At 72.1% G+C, this 16208-nt stretch carries 14 protein-coding genes; 7 read left to right on the top strand and 7 right to left on the bottom strand.

Features of this window, described 5'->3' with window-relative positions; translation table 11 throughout:
* The first annotated feature begins 229 nt into the window (after positions 1–229).
* On the top strand, positions 230–808 hold the full coding sequence (locus tag OHA11_RS43800; RefSeq protein ID WP_266506561.1) for a hypothetical protein: 579 nt from the start codon (positions 230–232) through the stop codon (positions 806–808).
* A 120-nt stretch (positions 809–928) separates the two neighbouring features.
* Here OHA11_RS43800 and OHA11_RS43795 read toward each other — a convergent pair whose 3' ends face one another.
* The 5 genes from OHA11_RS43795 to OHA11_RS43775 all read right to left on the bottom strand — a co-directional run bounded on the left by OHA11_RS43795 (position 929) and on the right by OHA11_RS43775 (position 6529).
* Complete coding sequence (locus OHA11_RS43795; RefSeq protein WP_266506559.1) at positions 929–1483, bottom strand: PadR family transcriptional regulator; 555 nt, start codon at positions 1481–1483, stop codon at positions 929–931.
* Between the two features lie 31 nt (positions 1484–1514).
* Positions 1515–3530: an NADPH-dependent 2,4-dienoyl-CoA reductase gene (locus OHA11_RS43790; RefSeq protein ID WP_266506557.1), complete on the bottom strand. Its 2016-nt coding sequence runs from the start codon at positions 3528–3530 to the stop codon at positions 1515–1517.
* A gap of 169 nt (positions 3531–3699) precedes the next feature.
* Entirely contained in the window at positions 3700–4473 is a 774-nt protein-coding gene (locus OHA11_RS43785; RefSeq protein ID WP_266506556.1) for a putative protein N(5)-glutamine methyltransferase, read from the bottom strand.
* 422 nt (positions 4474–4895) lie between these two features.
* Positions 4896–5612, bottom strand: a complete 717-nt coding sequence (locus OHA11_RS43780) for a GNAT family N-acetyltransferase (RefSeq protein ID WP_266506555.1) — start codon at positions 5610–5612, stop codon at positions 4896–4898.
* Positions 5609–6529 carry an NADP-dependent oxidoreductase gene (locus OHA11_RS43775; protein WP_266506553.1) on the bottom strand — a complete coding sequence of 307 codons (921 nt, stop codon included), beginning with the start codon at positions 6527–6529 and terminating at the stop codon, positions 5609–5611. Before OHA11_RS43775 ends, OHA11_RS43780 begins: the two co-directional genes overlap by 4 nt.
* Before the next feature lie 238 nt (positions 6530–6767).
* Here OHA11_RS43775 and OHA11_RS43770 point away from each other — a divergent pair, with 238 nt between their 5' ends.
* The 3 genes from OHA11_RS43770 (at position 6768) to OHA11_RS43760 (ending at position 9047) form a co-directional block, all read left to right on the top strand.
* Positions 6768–7373 carry a sulfite oxidase-like oxidoreductase gene (locus tag OHA11_RS43770; protein ID WP_266506552.1) on the top strand — a complete coding sequence of 202 codons (606 nt, stop codon included), beginning with the start codon at positions 6768–6770 and terminating at the stop codon, positions 7371–7373.
* Between the two features lie 82 nt (positions 7374–7455).
* The gene (locus tag OHA11_RS43765) at positions 7456–8196 is read left to right on the top strand and encodes a ferredoxin reductase (protein WP_266506550.1); all 741 of its coding nucleotides are present in this window, start codon (positions 7456–7458) and stop codon (positions 8194–8196) included.
* Between the two features lie 266 nt (positions 8197–8462).
* The gene (locus OHA11_RS43760; protein WP_266506549.1) at positions 8463–9047 is read left to right on the top strand and encodes a hypothetical protein; all 585 of its coding nucleotides are present in this window, start codon (positions 8463–8465) and stop codon (positions 9045–9047) included.
* Positions 9048–9158: 111 nt separating this feature from the next.
* On the opposite strand, the gene OHA11_RS43755 is transcribed toward OHA11_RS43760, so the two are convergent.
* On the bottom strand, positions 9159–10517 hold the full coding sequence (locus tag OHA11_RS43755; protein WP_266506547.1) for an 8-oxoguanine deaminase: 1359 nt from the start codon (positions 10515–10517) through the stop codon (positions 9159–9161).
* Positions 10518–10629: 112 nt separating this feature from the next.
* Between OHA11_RS43755 and OHA11_RS43750 the strand changes: the two genes are divergently transcribed.
* On the top strand, positions 10630–11598 hold the full coding sequence (locus OHA11_RS43750; RefSeq protein WP_266506546.1) for an acetylxylan esterase: 969 nt from the start codon (positions 10630–10632) through the stop codon (positions 11596–11598).
* A gap of 93 nt (positions 11599–11691) precedes the next feature.
* Positions 11692–12846, top strand: coding sequence for a serine hydrolase domain-containing protein (locus tag OHA11_RS43745; RefSeq protein WP_266506544.1), 1155 nt, complete (start codon positions 11692–11694; stop codon positions 12844–12846).
* A gap of 82 nt (positions 12847–12928) precedes the next feature.
* Here OHA11_RS43745 and OHA11_RS43740 read toward each other — a convergent pair whose 3' ends face one another.
* Positions 12929–13804, bottom strand: coding sequence for an MEDS domain-containing protein (locus tag OHA11_RS43740; protein WP_266506542.1), 876 nt, complete (start codon positions 13802–13804; stop codon positions 12929–12931).
* Between the two features lie 202 nt (positions 13805–14006).
* On the opposite strand from OHA11_RS43740, the gene OHA11_RS43735 reads away from it, so the two are divergent.
* Positions 14007–16079: an AAA family ATPase gene (locus OHA11_RS43735; protein ID WP_266506541.1), complete on the top strand. Its 2073-nt coding sequence runs from the start codon at positions 14007–14009 to the stop codon at positions 16077–16079.
* Positions 16080–16208: the final 129 nt, after the last annotated feature.

The raw sequence follows: 16208 nt of genomic DNA, 5'->3' as shown, positions 1-16208 counted from the left end.
GGTATGGCGGGTGTCTGTGGGAGACCGCTCCGCCTACGGGAGGTCGCCGGTCGGCCTGTGGCACGCCGTCGTCGGTCGGCCGGACGAAGGAATTCGTCACCTGCCCGGTCCTGGCCCGCATGCGGAACCGGTGATCGTCGCATTGGCTCGGTCCGAAGGCACACGGACGTTCCCAATCCTCGGCGGCGCATGGGATGTACCGCCAACCGTGCTGTCGGAGGGCAGTCCTATGCGTATTACTCAGATGCTCGTCCGCTCCGGCCTGACCGTGGCGGCCGCCGCCGCGCTGCCGCTGACCCTCACCGCCGGAGAGGCCGCCGCGGTGAACACGGTCATCAACGTGACCACCAGTGGAACGACGGTGCAGGTGACCACCACCGACTGCGCCACCAGAGCCAACGGCTCGATGGGCAACGCCTCACTGCTCTCCAGCGGTCAGGCCAACTTCGCCCAGGGGCGCCAGGTGACCCTGTCCGGGACCAGCGGCAGCCAGTCCGCGGCCTGGTCCAGCGTCACCACCGGCACCTATACCGTCATCGTGGTCTGCGCCGACGGCAGGACGGCGGGCACCCAGTCCGTCACCGTCTCCCCCGTCTCCAGTCCCACGATCTCCGCGACGGCGACGGCAACAAGGACAGCGACACCCACTGCGACGGCGTCACCGTCGCGCGGAGTCATGGGCGGTATCGGCGGCGCCACGAAGGACTACGGCGCCGTCACCTACGCCGCGGGTGGTGTCCTGGTGACGGTGGGCGTCGGAGCCGCGGTCTGGGCCCTGCGCCGACGCGCCAAGCCGCACCGGCTGTGAGCACGGCGGCGGCCCGGCACCCCGTTCTCGATGGCCGGAACACCGGTCTCGACGGGGCAGCCGGGCCGCTGCCGACCACCCGAATCCCGGTCCCGTGCCGACCGTCGCAAACCTCGACCGTCAGGACGCCGGGTCCGCCGCGGGCAGCCGCTCGAACTCCTCCAGCGCGTGCGTCAACCAGCGGGTCCAGAAGGTCTCCAGGTCGATCCCCGCACGCAGGACGAGATGCTGCAGGCGGTCCTGCGGCGCGTCCTTGCCGGGCGGGAAGTCGCGCTCCTGAATCTCCTCGTACTCCGCCAATTGCCGCTGGTGCAGGTCGAGATGGCGCCGCAGATCCGTCTCGATGCCCTCCGTGCCGACCACCGCCGCGGCCCGCAGTCGCAGCAGCAGCGTGTCGCGCAGCGGCTTCGGGTCCTGGGACGCGGCGGTCCACCTGGCCAGTGCGGCGCGGCCCGCCGGCAGGACCTCGTACCGCTTCTTCTGGCCCCGGGCCGGCTGCTGCGACGGGAGGGCCCTGATGTCCCCCTGGGCCTCCAGTTTTCCCAGCTCGCGATAGATCTGCTGATGCGTCGCCGACCAGAAGTAGCCGATCGACCGGTCGAAGCGCCGGGTCAGTTCGAGCCCGGACGACGGCTTTTCGAGCAGAGCGGTGAGGATCGCGTGCGGGAGTGACATGGAGTCATCCTAAGGACGGGCCGTAGGGCTTCTACAGCGTCGCCGCCAGCTCCGTGCCCTGCTTGATGGCGCGCTTGGCGTCAAGTTCGGCCGCCACGTCGGCGCCGCCGATGAGGTGCACGCTGCGGCCGTCGGCGCGCAGCGCCTCGTACAGGTCGCGGCGCGGTTCCTGGCCCGTGCAGAGCACGATCGTGTCGACCGGCAGGACGGAACTCCGACCGTCGACGGTGACGTGCAGGCCGGCGTCGTCGATGCGGTCGTACTGGGCGCCCGGGACCATGGTGACGCCTCGGTGCCTGAGTTCGGCGCGGTGGATCCAGCCGGTGGTCTTGCCGAGGCCCGCGCCGACCTTGGACGTCTTGCGCTGCAGGAGGTGGACGGTGCGCGGCGGGGCGGGCCGCTCGGGGGTGCCGAGGCCGCCGGGCGCCCGGTATTCCATGTCGACGCCCCAGTGCCGGAAGTACGTCGCCGGGTCCTCGCTCGCTTTGTCGCCGCTGTCGGTCAGGTACTCGGCGACGTCGAAGCCGATGCCGCCCGCGCCGAGGATCGCGACACGGTCGCCGACCGGCGCGCCGTCGCGCAGCACGTCGAGGTAGCTGACGACGCTGGGGTGGTCGGCGCCGGGGATCTCGGGGGTGCGCGGGCTGACTCCCGTGGCGACGACGACCTCGTCGTACGCGGAGACGTCCTCGGCGGTGACCGGGGTGTTCAACCGCACGTCCACGCCGTGCAGTTCGAGCTGCGTACGGAAGTAGCGGATCGTCTCGTCGAACTCCTGCTTGCCGGGGACCTTGCGGGCCACGTTGAGCTGGCCGCCGATCTCGTGCGCGGCGTCGTAGAGGGTGACGTCGTGGCCACGCTCGGCGGCGCTGACCGCGCAGGCGAGTCCGGCCGGGCCGGCGCCGACCACGGCAACCTGCTTGCGCAGGCGGGTCGGTGAGAGGACGAGCTCCGTCTCGTGGCAGGCCCTCGGGTTCACCAGGCACGACGTGATCTTGCCGCTGAACGTGTGGTCGAGGCAGGCCTGGTTGCAGCCGATGCAGGTGTTGATGGCCTCGGGGCGCCCGGCTTTTGCCTTGGCCACGAAGTCAGGGTCGGCGAGCATCGGGCGGGCCAGCGACACCATGTCGGCGTGGCCCTCGGCGAGCAACTCCTCGGCGAGTTCCGGGGTGTTGATGCGGTTCGTCGTCACGAGCGGGATCGACACGGCGCCCATGACCTTCTTGGTGACCCAGGCGTACGCGCCGCGCGGCACCGAGGTGGCGATGGTCGGGATCCGGGCCTCGTGCCAGCCGATACCGGTGTTGATGATGGTGGCTCCGGCTGCCTCGACTGCCTGGGCGAGCGTGATCACCTCGTCGAACGAGGATCCGCCCGGCACCAGGTCCAGCATCGACAGCCGGTAGATGATGACGAAGTCCTCGCCGACCGCCTCCCGCACCCGGCGGACGATCTCGACGGGGAACCGCATGCGGTTCTCGTACGAACCGCCCCAGCGGTCTTCGCGTTTGTTGGTCTGCGTGGCGATGAACTCGTTGATGAGATAGCCCTCGGAGCCCATGATCTCGACGCCGTCGTAGCCGGCCTGCCGCGCGAGGCGGGCGGCCCTGGCGTAGTCGTCGACGGTCCGCTCGACCTCGTCGTCGGTGAGCGCGTGCGGCGGGTACGGGCTGATCGGCGCCTGGAGTGCGCTCGGGGCGACCAGGTCCTGGTGGTAGGCGTACCGCCCGAAGTGGAGGATCTGCATCGCGATCTTCCCGCCCTCGCGGTGCACCGCGGCGGTGATCCCGGCGTGCTCCTCGGCCTCCGCCTCGGTGGTCAGCTTGGCACCGCCCTCGTACGGGCGGCCCGCCTCGTTCGGGGCGATGCCGCCGGTGACGATGAGGCCGACGCCGCCGCGCGCACGGGCGGCGTAGAACTCCGCCATTCGCTCGAAGCCCCGCTCGGCCTCTTCCAGGCCGACGTGCATGGAGCCCATGAGCACGCGGTTCGCCAACGTGGTGAAGCCCAGGTCGAGCGGGTTCAGCAGATGCGGGTAACGGCTCATGGGGCCCTCCGTACGCGGTGTCGTCTGTCTTGTTTGTAGACGACGAGGGGGCTTTTTGCAACTAGTTGCACAATGGCGGCCCCAAAGGGGCGCGGGGCTGTGACATATGCGGCTCCGCCTCGTGGGCGCGACCAGCCACGAACAACCCGCAGCCTCAGTCCCGCGCCCCTCAGAGAGCCTTCGTGCCGATGACGACGTTCGCGTACAACTCCTCCGAGACCTCCAGCCGCGGTATCAGCCCGGCACCGGCAATGATCTCGACGGCCAGGCCCGCCTGGCGCTCACTCGTCTCGACGAGGAGACTCCCGCCCGGCGCCAGCCACCGCGGCGCCTCCACCGCGACCCGACGCAGGATGTCGAGCCCGTCTCCTCCCCCATCGAGCGCCACGAGAGGTTCGTGGTCACGGGCCTCCGGCGGCAGCAGCCCGACCTCGTCGGTGGGCACGTACGGCACGTTGGCGGCCAGAATGCCGACGCGTCCTCGGAGGGTGTGCGGCAACGGCTCGAAGAGGTCGCCCTCGTAGACGCGAGCGCCCGCGCCGACGTTCCGGCGCGCGCACTTCACGGCGGCCGGGTCGACGTCGGCGGCGTGCAGCTCGGCGCCGGGTAGCGCGGCGGCGAGCGCCGCACCCACCGCGCCCGAGCCACAGCACAGGTCCACGACGACGGGGGCCTCGGGAGCGAGGGCGACGGTCTGCTCGACCAGGAACTCGGTGCGGCGGCGGGGCACGAAGACGCCGGGTTCAACGGCAATGCGCAGACCGCTGAACTCGGCCCAGCCCAGGACGTGTTCGAGGGGCAGGCCCGCGACGCGGCGGTCCACCATGGCGGTGAGTTCGGCGGGCGTGCGGGCGGTGGAGAGGATCAGTCGCGCCTCGTCCTCGGCGAAGACACAGCCCGCGGAGCGGAGCACGGTGACGACATGTACGTAGGAAGGTGGCATGGAAGCCGAGAGCCTTTCGGGAAGCCGAAGGGCGCCCTCTAGGTCACCTGATGCCGGTGAGGTCCTGAGGCGAGAGCACCCGCGCTGACACAGCGGTAATGGGGCTCACCTCCTCGGTCCGTTCACGGCTGGGTCCGTCCACAGCCGGACAGCAACATTACACGGCGCCGAGTCCGGTCGGTGCCCGGTTCCCGACCGTCCTCGCCGCGCGCCCGGGCCACCTCCAGTCGCATCAGGCAACCACTTGGGAGTGTCCTGCCTGCGCGCGGCTGAGGCATGGCGGCGGGCACTTGAGCCGAAGGGCGTAGCCGTGCAACCCACCACGCCCTCAGACCCGCCGCCCCAACGCCTTCAAGCCTGTGATGCCCGCCGCCTCACGCCGTGCGGGCACATGCCGTGCGGGCTCACGCCGGCCACCGCCGTTACGCGACCCCCGACGTCTGCCGGTTCCCCAACCGCTCGGGAACTCGCGCCCACAGGAACGTCGTCCCGCGTCGTAGTCGGAAGCCCAGTGACTCGTAGAGCCGGATGGCCGCGGTGTTGCCGGCGGCGGTGTGCAGGAACGGGGTCTCGCCCCGGGTGCGGATGCCGTGGGCGACGGCCAAGGTCAGCCGGCCGGCGAGGCCTTCGCCGCGGAAGTCCGGGTCGGTGCAGACCGCGCTGATCTCGGTCCAGCCCGGTGGATGCAACCGCTCCCCCGCCATGGCGACGAGGGCGCCGCCCCGGCGTATCCCGAGATACGTGCCGAGTTCGGGAGTGCGCGGCACGAACGGGCCGGGTCTGGTGCGCTCGACCAGGTCCAGCATCTCCGGTACGTCGGCCGGGCCGAGCGGCACGGCCTCCGGGTCCGGTGCGGCGGGCCCGTCGAACACGAACTGCACACCGTCCACGCTGAGCGTCACGTCCCAGCCCGCCGGGAGCTGCCCGCCGAAGCAGGGCAGCGCGAGCTCCTCACCCGGTCCGACGAGCGCCGCGAGGTCCGCCCAGTCGTCGGCGTCGGGCTCGTCCGGCAGGGCCAGCCAGGGCGACACGTCAACGGGGTAGCGCAGCACACGACCGCGGCGTTCGGCGAAGTGCGCGTGCGGGCCGGTCAGTGAGGCGAGCGCGGGATTGTCCAGCGGGTGCCGCGCACCGCTCATTCGGCGACCTCGATCACGACCTTGCCGCGCGCGTGGCCCTCCTCGACGGTACGCAGTGCCTCGGCGGCCCGTTCGAGGGGGAAGGTCTGTGTCACCAAGGGGTCCAGCGCTCCGTCGGCGACGAGCCGGACCACCTGTTCGAGCACCGCGGCCGTACGGGCCCGTGCGACGGGCGCGCCGCCGAGCCGCGCCACGATGTCCTTGCCGCCCGCGGTGATCAGCTTCGTCCGGTCCGCGACCAGTTCGGAGGCGGCTTCGAGGACCGCGCCGCCGACCAGGTCGTAGACGGCGTCCACGCCGTCGGGCGCCACAGCCCGTACACCGTCGACGAAGTCCGGGCCCGACGGCACGTGGACGGCCCCGAGCGACTCGACCAGGTCCTTCTTGCCCGCGCTCGCGACACCGATGACGTTCACGCCGTCGGCGCGGGCGATCTGGACCACCGAGACGCCCACACCGCCGCCCGCTCCCGTGACGAGGAGGGTCGAACCGGCCGCCAGGTCCAGCTGGCGGACTCCGTCGTACGCGGTCGCCGCGGCGACCGGCAGGGCCGCGGCGTCCGTGAAGGAGACCCCGGCCGGCTTGTGCGCGGTCACCGTCACGGGCAGCAGCACGTACTGGGCGAACGCCCCGGCGACCGGGTTGCCGAAGACCTCGTCCCCGACCGCGAAGCCGGTGACGCCCTCGCCGACCTCCTCGACGACCCCGGCGGCCTCGTTGCCGAACACCGCGGGCACGGGTCGCCGCTGCTGGCCGGGACGCTGGTAACCGGTGCGCTGCTTCCAGTCGACCGGGTTCACACCCGCCGCTCGTACGGCGACCAGCAGCTCGCCGGGTCCGGGGCTCGGGCGGTCCTGGTCGACAAGGGCTTCGGTCTCGGGGCCGCCGTACTGGGTGAAGACGTACGCCTTGGGCATTGCTCCGTCACTCTCCTTCGCACCGGGTGGGCTCTGGGGCCTGTCGTCACCTTCCCGTCCGTCGGGCGACGCCTGGCCCTAGCGGCAAGACAGATCGAGGGGAAGCTATTCCCAGGACCCTGGAGTGTTCATGCGGCCGCAATGATCCCGGGCGGGTCTCCCCGGCGGGCCCGGTACCGTGGACGGCGTACGCAACGATCAAGGGCCGCCGATCGGCAGGCCTGGAGGCACCTCCCGTATGAACGTCACCCGAGGCTTCACCGGGCGCCCGCGCGTCCTGAACGACGGGCTGCCGCCCGGCCAGTACGACGCGGGCGACGACTGGCCCGTCCTGTCCGCGGAGGTCACGCCGGACCTGGCGCCCGCGGACTGGACGTTCACGGTCGACGGCCTGGTCGCCGAGGAGCGCACCTGGGGCTGGGACGAGGCGCACGCACTGCCGCCCTCCGCGTACGAGGGCGACATCCACTGCGTGACGAGTTGGTCGAAGTTCGGGGTGCGCTTCGGGGGCGTGTCGCTCGACGCGTTCCTCGACGCGGTCCGCCCGGCACCGGAGGCCACGCACGCCGTCGCGTACGCGCACACCGGCTACACGACCAACCTCCCCCTGGCGGACCTCACCGGCGGGCGCGCCTGGATCGTCTGGGAGTACGGGGACGGGCCGCTGCCCGCCGAGCACGGTGGCCCGGCTCGGCTGATCGTGCCGCATCTGTACTTCTGGAAGAGTGCCAAGTGGGTCGCGGGTCTGAGGCTCCTCGACCACGACGAGCCGGGCTTCTGGGAGCAGAACGGCTACCACCACCGCGGCAATCCCTGGGAAGAGCAGCGCTACTCCGGTGACTGAGACCTCCATACCCTCCACAGCCTCCGGGTCCTCCGCGTCCACAGCCTCCGGGTCTTCCTCGTCCTCGCCGTCCTCGTCGTTTGTGCCGCCGACCCGGTTCGCCGTGCCCGGCCGGATCTCCGTGCCCAACGGCACCGCGGGCACCTGGCAGCGCGCCACGCTCACCGACATCCGCCGGGAGACCTCGCACGCGGCGACCTTCCGGTTCGCCGTGCCGGACTGGGCGGGCCATGTGCCTGGGCAGCACCTGATGCTGCGGCTACGGGCGGCGGACGGCTATGTCGCCCAGCGGCACTACTCGATCGCTTCACCGCCCGACGACACCGGGCACGTGGAGCTCACCCTCGACCATGTCGACGGCGGTGAGGTGTCCGGCTGGTTCCACACGGTCGCCAAACCCGGCGACGAGGTGGAGGTGCGCGGTCCGCTCAGCGGCTTCTTCGCCTGGCCGGGCGACCGGCCCGCCCTGCTCATCGGCGCGGGCTCCGGCGTCGTACCGCTGATGTCGATGGTCCGCCACCATCGCGCGCGGGGACTGTCGGTGCCGCTGCGGCTGCTCGTGTCGGCTCGCGGCCCCGAGGAGCTGATCTACGCGTCGGAGTACGGCGCCGAGACGACCCCCGTGTTCACCCGCACCGCGCCGGAGGGTGTGCCCGTGGGACGTGTGTCGGCCGCACATGTGGCGACTCTCCAGGCCGACCGGCCCGAAGGTGACTGGGAGGCCTATGTGTGCGGCTCGAACGGGTTCGCCGAACACGCCTCGCGTCTGCTGGTGGAAGCCGGCCAGCCGGTGGACCGCATCCGGATCGAACGCTTCGGCTGATCACCCCGAGCCGTCCCTCTCGCCGTCCAGGACGCCCGCCCCGCTCCGACACACGCTCCGCGGGTTCCACACCGGGCGCGGATCAGTCGTGGGCGGCTGGCGAAGACGCCCGACCAAGAGGACCGTGGAAACGTGGGCGACGGGCGCCCGTGAGGGCGAGAGGAGAGCGGGAACTCACGAACTGTGCCGAAAGGCGAGAGCGGGCACGCGAGCAAGCGGCCGAGCTGTCGAGCTGTTGAGCGGCCGAGCGGTGAGGAGGCCGGGAGATGCGGACGCTGATGCGGAGCTGGCGTTGGCGGCGCAATCCGCTGCGGCGCCGCTCGGACGTACTGGAGGCGTGGACCGCGCTGGGCCTCGCGATTCTGCTGTGCGTCGGCGGCCCGCTGGCCGGGATCGCCGCGGGCTGGTGGGCGTACGACGAAGCACGGGCCACGGCCGCGGTGCAGCGCACCGAACGCCACCGGGTGCGCGCCGAGGTCACCCAGCACGTGCCCGCCGCGGTGCCCACCTCCGAGGGCGAAGCCCAGCCGACCTACCGGGTGACGGTCCGCTGGGCCGAGCCGGGCGAGCCGCCGCGTACGGACAAGGCACGGGTGCCCGCCGGCACGAGGATCGGCGACCGTACGTACATCTGGCTGGACGACGAGGGCCAGACCGTGCCCGCCCCCGCGGACAGCACGGCCGTCTGGCAGTACACGGTGACGGCGGGTGCCTGCGCCACAGGCCTGGTCGCGGCCGGTGTGCTGGTCACGTATGTCGTCGTACGGCGGGTCGCCACGCGCCATCGCCTGGCCGAGTGGGAAGAGGAGTGGACGCGTACGGGGCCCGAGTGGCGGCGGCACCCCACCTGAGCGGACCCGGGCAGAGGTGAACCACGCCCGGTCTCGCGCCGGGCGATGGTGGCACCGGGCCGCCGACCCCGGAACGGAATCGCGCCGCCCGTGCTCAGCACGCGCCGAGCCTCACCCGAGTCGCTGCATGCGCCGCGCGATGCGCCCGTGCTCCCGCAGCGCGTCACGCAGCCCGGGCAGCACCGGCTCGCCCCGGTCGACGAGGACACGGCCGCCGACCACCGTGGTCCAGGCTCGGCCGGGCCCGCAGCGCAGCCAGGCCTCGACGGGGTCGCTCAGCGCGCCCGCGAGCGCGACCTCGTGGAGGTCCCAGACGACCAGGTCGGCGCAGGCGCCCGGCCGCAGATGCCCCAACTCGTCGGCGCGGCCCAGGCATTGGGCCGAACCGCGAGTCGCGATGTCGAGGGCGTCGCGTGCGGTCATCGCGCCGGGTCCGCCCCGGTAGCGGCCGAGCAGGAGCGCGCCGCGGGTCTCCATCCACAGCGAGGCGTGGTCCGTGGATGCGGAGCCGTCGCAGCCGATACCCACGGGCAGGCCCAGTTCGCGCATCTCCTTCACCCGGGCCGTGCCACCGCCGATGAGCATGTTGGAGCTGGGGCAGTGCGCCACGCCGACGCCCGCCCCGGCGAGGCGCCGCAGTTCGGCGTCGTTCGGGTAGATGCAGTGCGCGACCCAGCTGCGGTGGCTGAGCCAGCCCGTGTCCTCGAAGTACTCGACGGGCCGGCAACCGTACGTCTCCAGGCAGTACGTGTCCTCGTCGCGGTCCTCGGCGAGGTGCGTATGCAGTCGTACGTCGTACCGTTCGGCGAGTTCCGCGGTCGCCGTCATCAGCTCCTTGGTGACCGAGAACGGCGAGCAGGGGGCCAGCGCGACCCGGACGAGCGCGCCCGGTTCCGGGTCGTGGTGGGCCTTGATCAGCCGCTCGCTGTCGGCGAGGACCTCGTCCTCGGTCTGTGTGACGCTCCGGGGCGGCAGGCCGCCGTCCTCCGCGGACCGGGTCATCGAACCGCGGGTGGCGTGGAAGCGGAACCCGATGTCCCGCGCGGCGCGGATCTCGGCGTCCACGAGACGCGGTCGCGGGTGGACGTAGAGGTGGTCGGAGGAGGTCGTACAGCCGCCCATCAGCAGCTCGGCCATGCCGACGTACGCCGACACGTAGACCGCTTCCTCGTCGAGCGCGGCCCACAGCGGGTACAGCGTGGTGAGCCAGTCGAAGAGGGAGCCGTTCACCGCGGGCGCGTAGGAGCGGGTGAGGTTCTGGTAGATGTGGTGGTGCGTGTTGATCAGTCCGGGCGTGACGATCCGGCCGGCCGCGGACACCGTCGAGCGGGCCTCCGGTTCGGTCCCGGGCCCGCCCACGGCGGCGACCCGGCCGTCCGTGACGGCCACCCAGCCGCCCGGGATCTCCCGTTCCAAGTCCACGACGAGCAGTTCGGCGTCCTTGACCAGCAGGTCCACGGCAGGCGGCATGGCGTCATCGTAGCCAGCACCGGCCGGTCGGCGGAGAAGGCCTGGCGGCTCTCCGTCCGCCGCCGTACGGTGTGATCACCCGCACCCCAATTCGTAGCAAAGGCGGTCTTCCATGGCCTTGTTCGACCTCCCTCTCGATCAGCTCCGGAAATACCGCAGCGCGTCGGTCGAGCCCGAGGACTTCGACGCCTTCTGGGGCAAGACGCTTCAGGAGGCCCGCGAGCACAGCCTGGAGGCCCGTTTCGAAGCCGTCGAGACGCATCTGAAGAACGTGAAGGTGTACGACGTCACGTTCGCCGGGTTCGGCGGTCACCCGGTGAAGGGCTGGCTGACGCTTCCGGCCTGGGCGAGCAATCCGTTGCCGGCGGTCGTCGAGTTCATCGGCTACGGCGGCGGACGCGGCCTTCCGCATACGCATCTGCTGTGGGCCTCGGCGGGCTTCGCGCACTTCGTGATGGACACCCGGGGGCAGGGCGGCGCGTGGGGCGGCGGCGGTGACACGCCCGACCCGGTGGGCAGCGCGCCCGCGTATCCCGGGTTCATGACGCGGGGTATCGACGCTCCCGAGAACTACTACTACCGCCGGGTGTTCACCGACGGGGTGCGGGCCGTGGAGGCGGCCCGCTCGCATGAACTCGTCGACGCCGCGCGCACCGCGGTGGTGGGTTCGAGCCAGGGCGGCGGCATCTCGATCGCGGTGGGCGGTCTGGTGCCCGACCTCGCGGCGGTCGCGCCCGACGTGCCGTTCCTGTGCGACTACCCGCGCGCGACGACGCTCACGGACCGCGATCCGTACCGGGAGATCGGCAACTACCTCAAGACGCACCGCGGCCGCACCGAGCGGGTTCTGCGCACGCTCTCGTACTTCGACGGGGTGCACTTCGCCACGCGCGGCCGGGCGCCCGCGCTGTTCTCGGCGGCGCTGGAGGACCAGACGTGCCCGCCGTCGACGATCTTCGCGGCCTTCAACGCGTGGGGGCACGACGACAAGGCCATCGAGGTGTACGACTTCAACGACCACGAGGGCGGCGGCCCTTACCAGGAGGCGGTCAAGCTGGCCTGGCTGCCGCAGCGCTTCTGACCAACCCCTTCCCGCCGGTCCGACCAGTCGGTATGTTCGGGGAAGCCGGGTGCCCCTTCCGCGCCCTGCGTTTCGGCGTAAGACGGAGGACCCATGTCCCAGATTCAGGGCCACTGCGAGACACGCTTCGAGGCGGTGCGTGCCGCGTTCGAGGAGAACTTCCGGGATCGCGACGAGCTGGGCGCGGCCGTGAGCGTCACGTTGAACGGCGAGACCGTGGTCGACCTGTGGGGCGGCTGGGCGGACTCGGCCCGGACGCTCCCATGGGAGCGGGACACGCTCGTCAACGTGTGGTCGACCTCGAAGGGACCCACGGCGCTGTGCGCGCACATCCTGGCCGACCGCGGACTGCTCGACCTGGACGCGCCGGTGGCCGCCTACTGGCCGGAGTTCGCGGCGGCGGGCAAGGAGTCGGTGCTCGTACGGCATCTGCTGTCACACCGGGCGGGGCTGGCGGGGCTGCGTGAGCCGCACTCGCTGGAGCAGCTCTGCGACTGGGAGCTGACCACGAAGCGGCTCGCGGCGACGGAGCCCTGGTGGGAGCCGGGGACGGCCTCGGGCTACCACGCTCTCACGTACGGGTTCCTGGTCGGTGAAGTGGTGCGGCGCGTCTCGGGGTTGCTGCCGGGCGCGTTCCTGGAGCGGGAGGTGACCGGGCCGCTGGGCATCGACTTCGCCATCGGGCTGCCGGAGAAGGAAGCCGGACGCGCGGCCGAGCTGGTGCATCCGCCGGCCGCGGCGTCCAGTGAACAGGGCGCGGCCTTCGGCCAGTTGGCTCCGGTCGCGGTGGCCGCCCTGGCCAATCCGCCGGTGGGCGCGGCCGAGGCCAACACGGCGGCGTGGCGGGCCGCCGAGATCCCCGCCGCCAACGGACACGGCACGGCCCGCGCGGTCGCCGCGCTGTACGGGATCCTCGCCGGGCGGGGGGCGTACGGCTCGCGGCGCGTCCTGTCCTCCGAGGCCGCCGAGCGGGTCCGCGAGGGACAGGGCGCCTGCCGTGATCTGGTCCTTGGAGCAGCCTTCGAGAACGAGACGGAGTTCGGCCTCGGCCACTTGCTCAGCGGGCCCAGCCGCTCCTACGGTCCGAATCCGAGGGCCTTCGGACATGACGGCTTCGGCGGTTCCTGCGGTCTCGCCGACCCGGAGACGGGGGTCTCGCTGGGCTACGTCATGAATCGCATGGGCCCGAACATCGTCGACGACCCACGGAAGATGGCGCTCATAGACGCCGTCTACACCGCGCTCTGACGTTCCCGTACTGCACGGAGCCCGCGGGGTCCGAGTGACCAGGTCGCTGTATTCACCGCGCGGCTTCTTCCGCCAAGTCCCCTTATTCGACGCGCAGTCCGGGGATGCGGTCCCAGCCGGTGACCCGCATCAGCCGTTGGATGTGCGGGGCGACGCCGTGGAGGACGAGGGTGCCGCCGGACGCGGACAGGTCCAGGCCCGTGAAGACCAGCAGGCGCAGCGCACCGACGTCGATGAAGCGCAGGTCTCGCAGGTCGATCAGGGTGCGCACCCCGGTCGCCGGACGGGCGCGGGCGCGGGCCGTCTCGGCGTGCAGGGCGCGGGCCAGGGCGGTCACGTTCGTGTCGTCGACCTCTCCGGCGAGGGCGAGGCCGGGCGGAGCGAAGGTCCGGGCGATGGAGAGCAGTTCGTCGTGCCAGACGAGGTCGGCGGCGACCCGGCCGTGGTGCAGGCCGTCGAGCGGTGCCAGCTCGCCCTCGTCGAAGACGCGGCGGTCGTACTGGCAGATGCCGAGGACCGGGAGGGACGCGAAGACGGGTTCGAGGAGGAGTTCGCTGTCGTGCAGGGTCTTGAGGCCCCTGCCCGCCTGACCGCGCATGATCTCCATGCTGACGCGCAGGCCTAGGTAGCCGTCGCCGACCGCGCGGCGCGTCTCGCGACGGATCACCTCGTCGAGGTCCCAGAGCCCTTCGGGGGTCGCGAGGTGGGGGTCCACCGTCAGCCGCCCGGCGGCGAGTTCGTCGTCGACCGCGCAACCGCGGGCCTCCAGGAAGGTGAGGGCGAGGTCGGCCGGCAGATCGGCCGGACCCATCACCAGCCCTCGGTGCCCGCTGGCCAGCCCGTCCAGGAGGAACGCGGCGACCACGGTCTCGCGCTCCTCGTCCGCGTCGTAGCCGAGGAGCAGATGGTCGCCGGCGCGCATCGCTCCCACTGCTCTGACCGCGGGCACGGGCTCCATCCCCCGCACCTCCCAAGGTCGCCACTCGGCGTGCCGGGACGCATCCACGCTACGCCCGATACGGTCTCGGCACGCCCGATACGGCCTCGGCGCCCGGACGAGGGCCCGAATACCGGTCACCTACCAGTCACCCGGACGGAGGTCGGACACGGGCGTTCCCGGGCGTTAGGGTGACCGCCATCGGTCTGGGTGAGGAGGAGCGATGGTGGCCTCGGTGCGCAACGGCAGGACCGGCAACCTCCCCGCCGAGTCCAACGCCTTCGTCGGCCGCAGGTCCGAACTCGCTGAAATCTCCGCCCTGTTGGGCACCGCACGGCTCGTCACCCTCACGGGACCCGGCGGGGTCGGCAAGTCACGGCTGGCGCTGCGGGCCGCGCACGCGGCGCGGGCCGGCTTTCCGGGCGGCGTCTGGCTGGTGGAACTCTCCGACCTCAAGAACCCCGACCTCCTCACCAACGCCGTGGCCCAGGCGACCCGGCTGACCGAGCAGACACTGCGGCCCCTCCTGGTGGCGGTCTCCGAGCATCTCGACGACGGGCCGCTGCTGCTGGTTCTGGACACCTGCGAGCACGTACTGGACGAGGGTGCCCGTGTCGTGCATGAACTCCTCGCTCACGTACCGGAGTTACGGGTTCTCGCCACCAGTCGGCAGCCGCTCGGGGTGCCCGGCGAGCATCTGCTGTCCGTGGCACCGCTGCCACTCGGCGAACGCGACGACGCGGTCGCGCTGTTCGCGGCCCGTGCCGCGGCCGCCGTGCCGTCGTTCGCGCTGACCGACGCCAACCGGGCGGACGTGGCGGCGGTCTGCGCCCGCCTCGACGGGATCCCGCTGGCCCTGGAACTGGCCGCGGTGCGGCTGCGCGGCTTTCCCCTCGACCGGCTGCTGGAGGGCCTCGCCTCCCGGTTCGACCTGCTCGTCTCGCCCGCCCGGCCACGGCTCGCCCGGCACCAGACGCTGCGTACGGCGATCGGCTGGAGCCACGAGCTGTGCACTCCGCTGGAGCGGCTGCTGTGGGCCCGCCTGTCGGTGTTCGCGGGCGGCTGGGACGTGGAGGCGGCCGAATTCGTGTGCCACGGCGGCCCGTTGGACGCCGAGGAGATCCTGGCGCTGCTCGCCTCGCTCACCGAGAAGTCGATCGTGACGCGCGAGGGCGACGGGGTGGCCGGGCGCTATCGCATGCTCGACACGGTCCGCACCTTCGGCGCCGAGTGGCTCGACGGCCTCGGCGAGCAGGACGCCGTACGCGACCGCCACCGTGACTACTTCCGCTGGATCGCCCGCCAGGGCGAGGCCGAGTGGCTGGGCCCGGGTCAGCGCATGTGGGCCGAGCGGCTCAGCGTGGAGCACGCCAATCTGCGGGCGGCGCTGGAGGAATGCCTGGCGGCGCCGGAACCCGAGGCGGCACTCGAACTCGCTGGCACCCTCTGGTACTTCTGGTTCGCCTGCGGCTTCGCCGAGGAGGGGCGCGGCCATCTGGAGCGGGCGCTGCGCCGCTCCCACGACGGCGGCCCCGAGCACACCCTGGCGACCTGGGCGCACCACCTCGTCACGATCGTGCCGGACGACCTGGACGCCGCCGAGTCGGTGAGCGCGGCGTACGTGTGGCTCGCCGAGGAACGTCAACTGCCGGTCCCCGCACTTCCGTTGACCGGTGCGAGTCTCGCGGTGCGCGGCGAGTCGGCGCGGTCCGCGCTGCTGTACGGCAGCAGCGCGCAGGGGCCGGGCGGTGGGGGCGGGGCGGAGTTCTTCCAGCTCCTCACGCTGGCGCTGCAGGCGTATCTCCTGGCCGGCCAGGGCGCGTTCGAGCGGTGCGCGGCGGTGGCGGAGCGGCTGCGCGCCGACTGTGCGAAGCGTGGTGAGCTGTGGATGCGGGCGTGGGGCGACTTCTTCGTCGCCCTCGCCGGGATCGGGCTCGGACGGCCGGACGACGCGCTGCGTTCCGCGCGCGAGGCGCTGGCCGCCAAGTGGCGCGTCCACGACCGGCTCGGCGCGGCGGCCGTCGCCGAGCTCCTGGTCGCCGCGGAGGCCTCCCGCGGCGAGCCCGAACGCGCCGCCCGCCTCCTGGGCGTGGGCACCCGCCTGTGGCACGCGGCCGGCCTCCCCCAACTCGGCGACACCGGGACGACCGTCTTCGGCAGGGAGTACGCACGCCGCCTCCGTAGGACCCTCGGGGACGCCGCATTCACCGAAGCGGTGCGCGAGGGACGGGAGTTGAGCCCGGATGCAGCGATCCACCTCGCATTGGACGACACACTCGACGAACAGGACGTTTGAGAGCGACGGGGCCGGAACGGACCGGGGCGTGCTGGGGGCGGGGCCGGGGGCGGGACTGGTCCGAGTCCAGCCCCTGATTCCAGCCGCCCGGGCTCCGACGCCAAGTACCTGGTCGGCGGGTCCCGCCGG

The sequence above is a fragment of the Streptomyces sp. NBC_00878 genome (genome assembly GCF_026341515.1).
Classification (GTDB): domain Bacteria; phylum Actinomycetota; class Actinomycetes; order Streptomycetales; family Streptomycetaceae; genus Streptomyces.
This window is presented reverse-complemented; position numbering and strand designations above follow the sequence as displayed.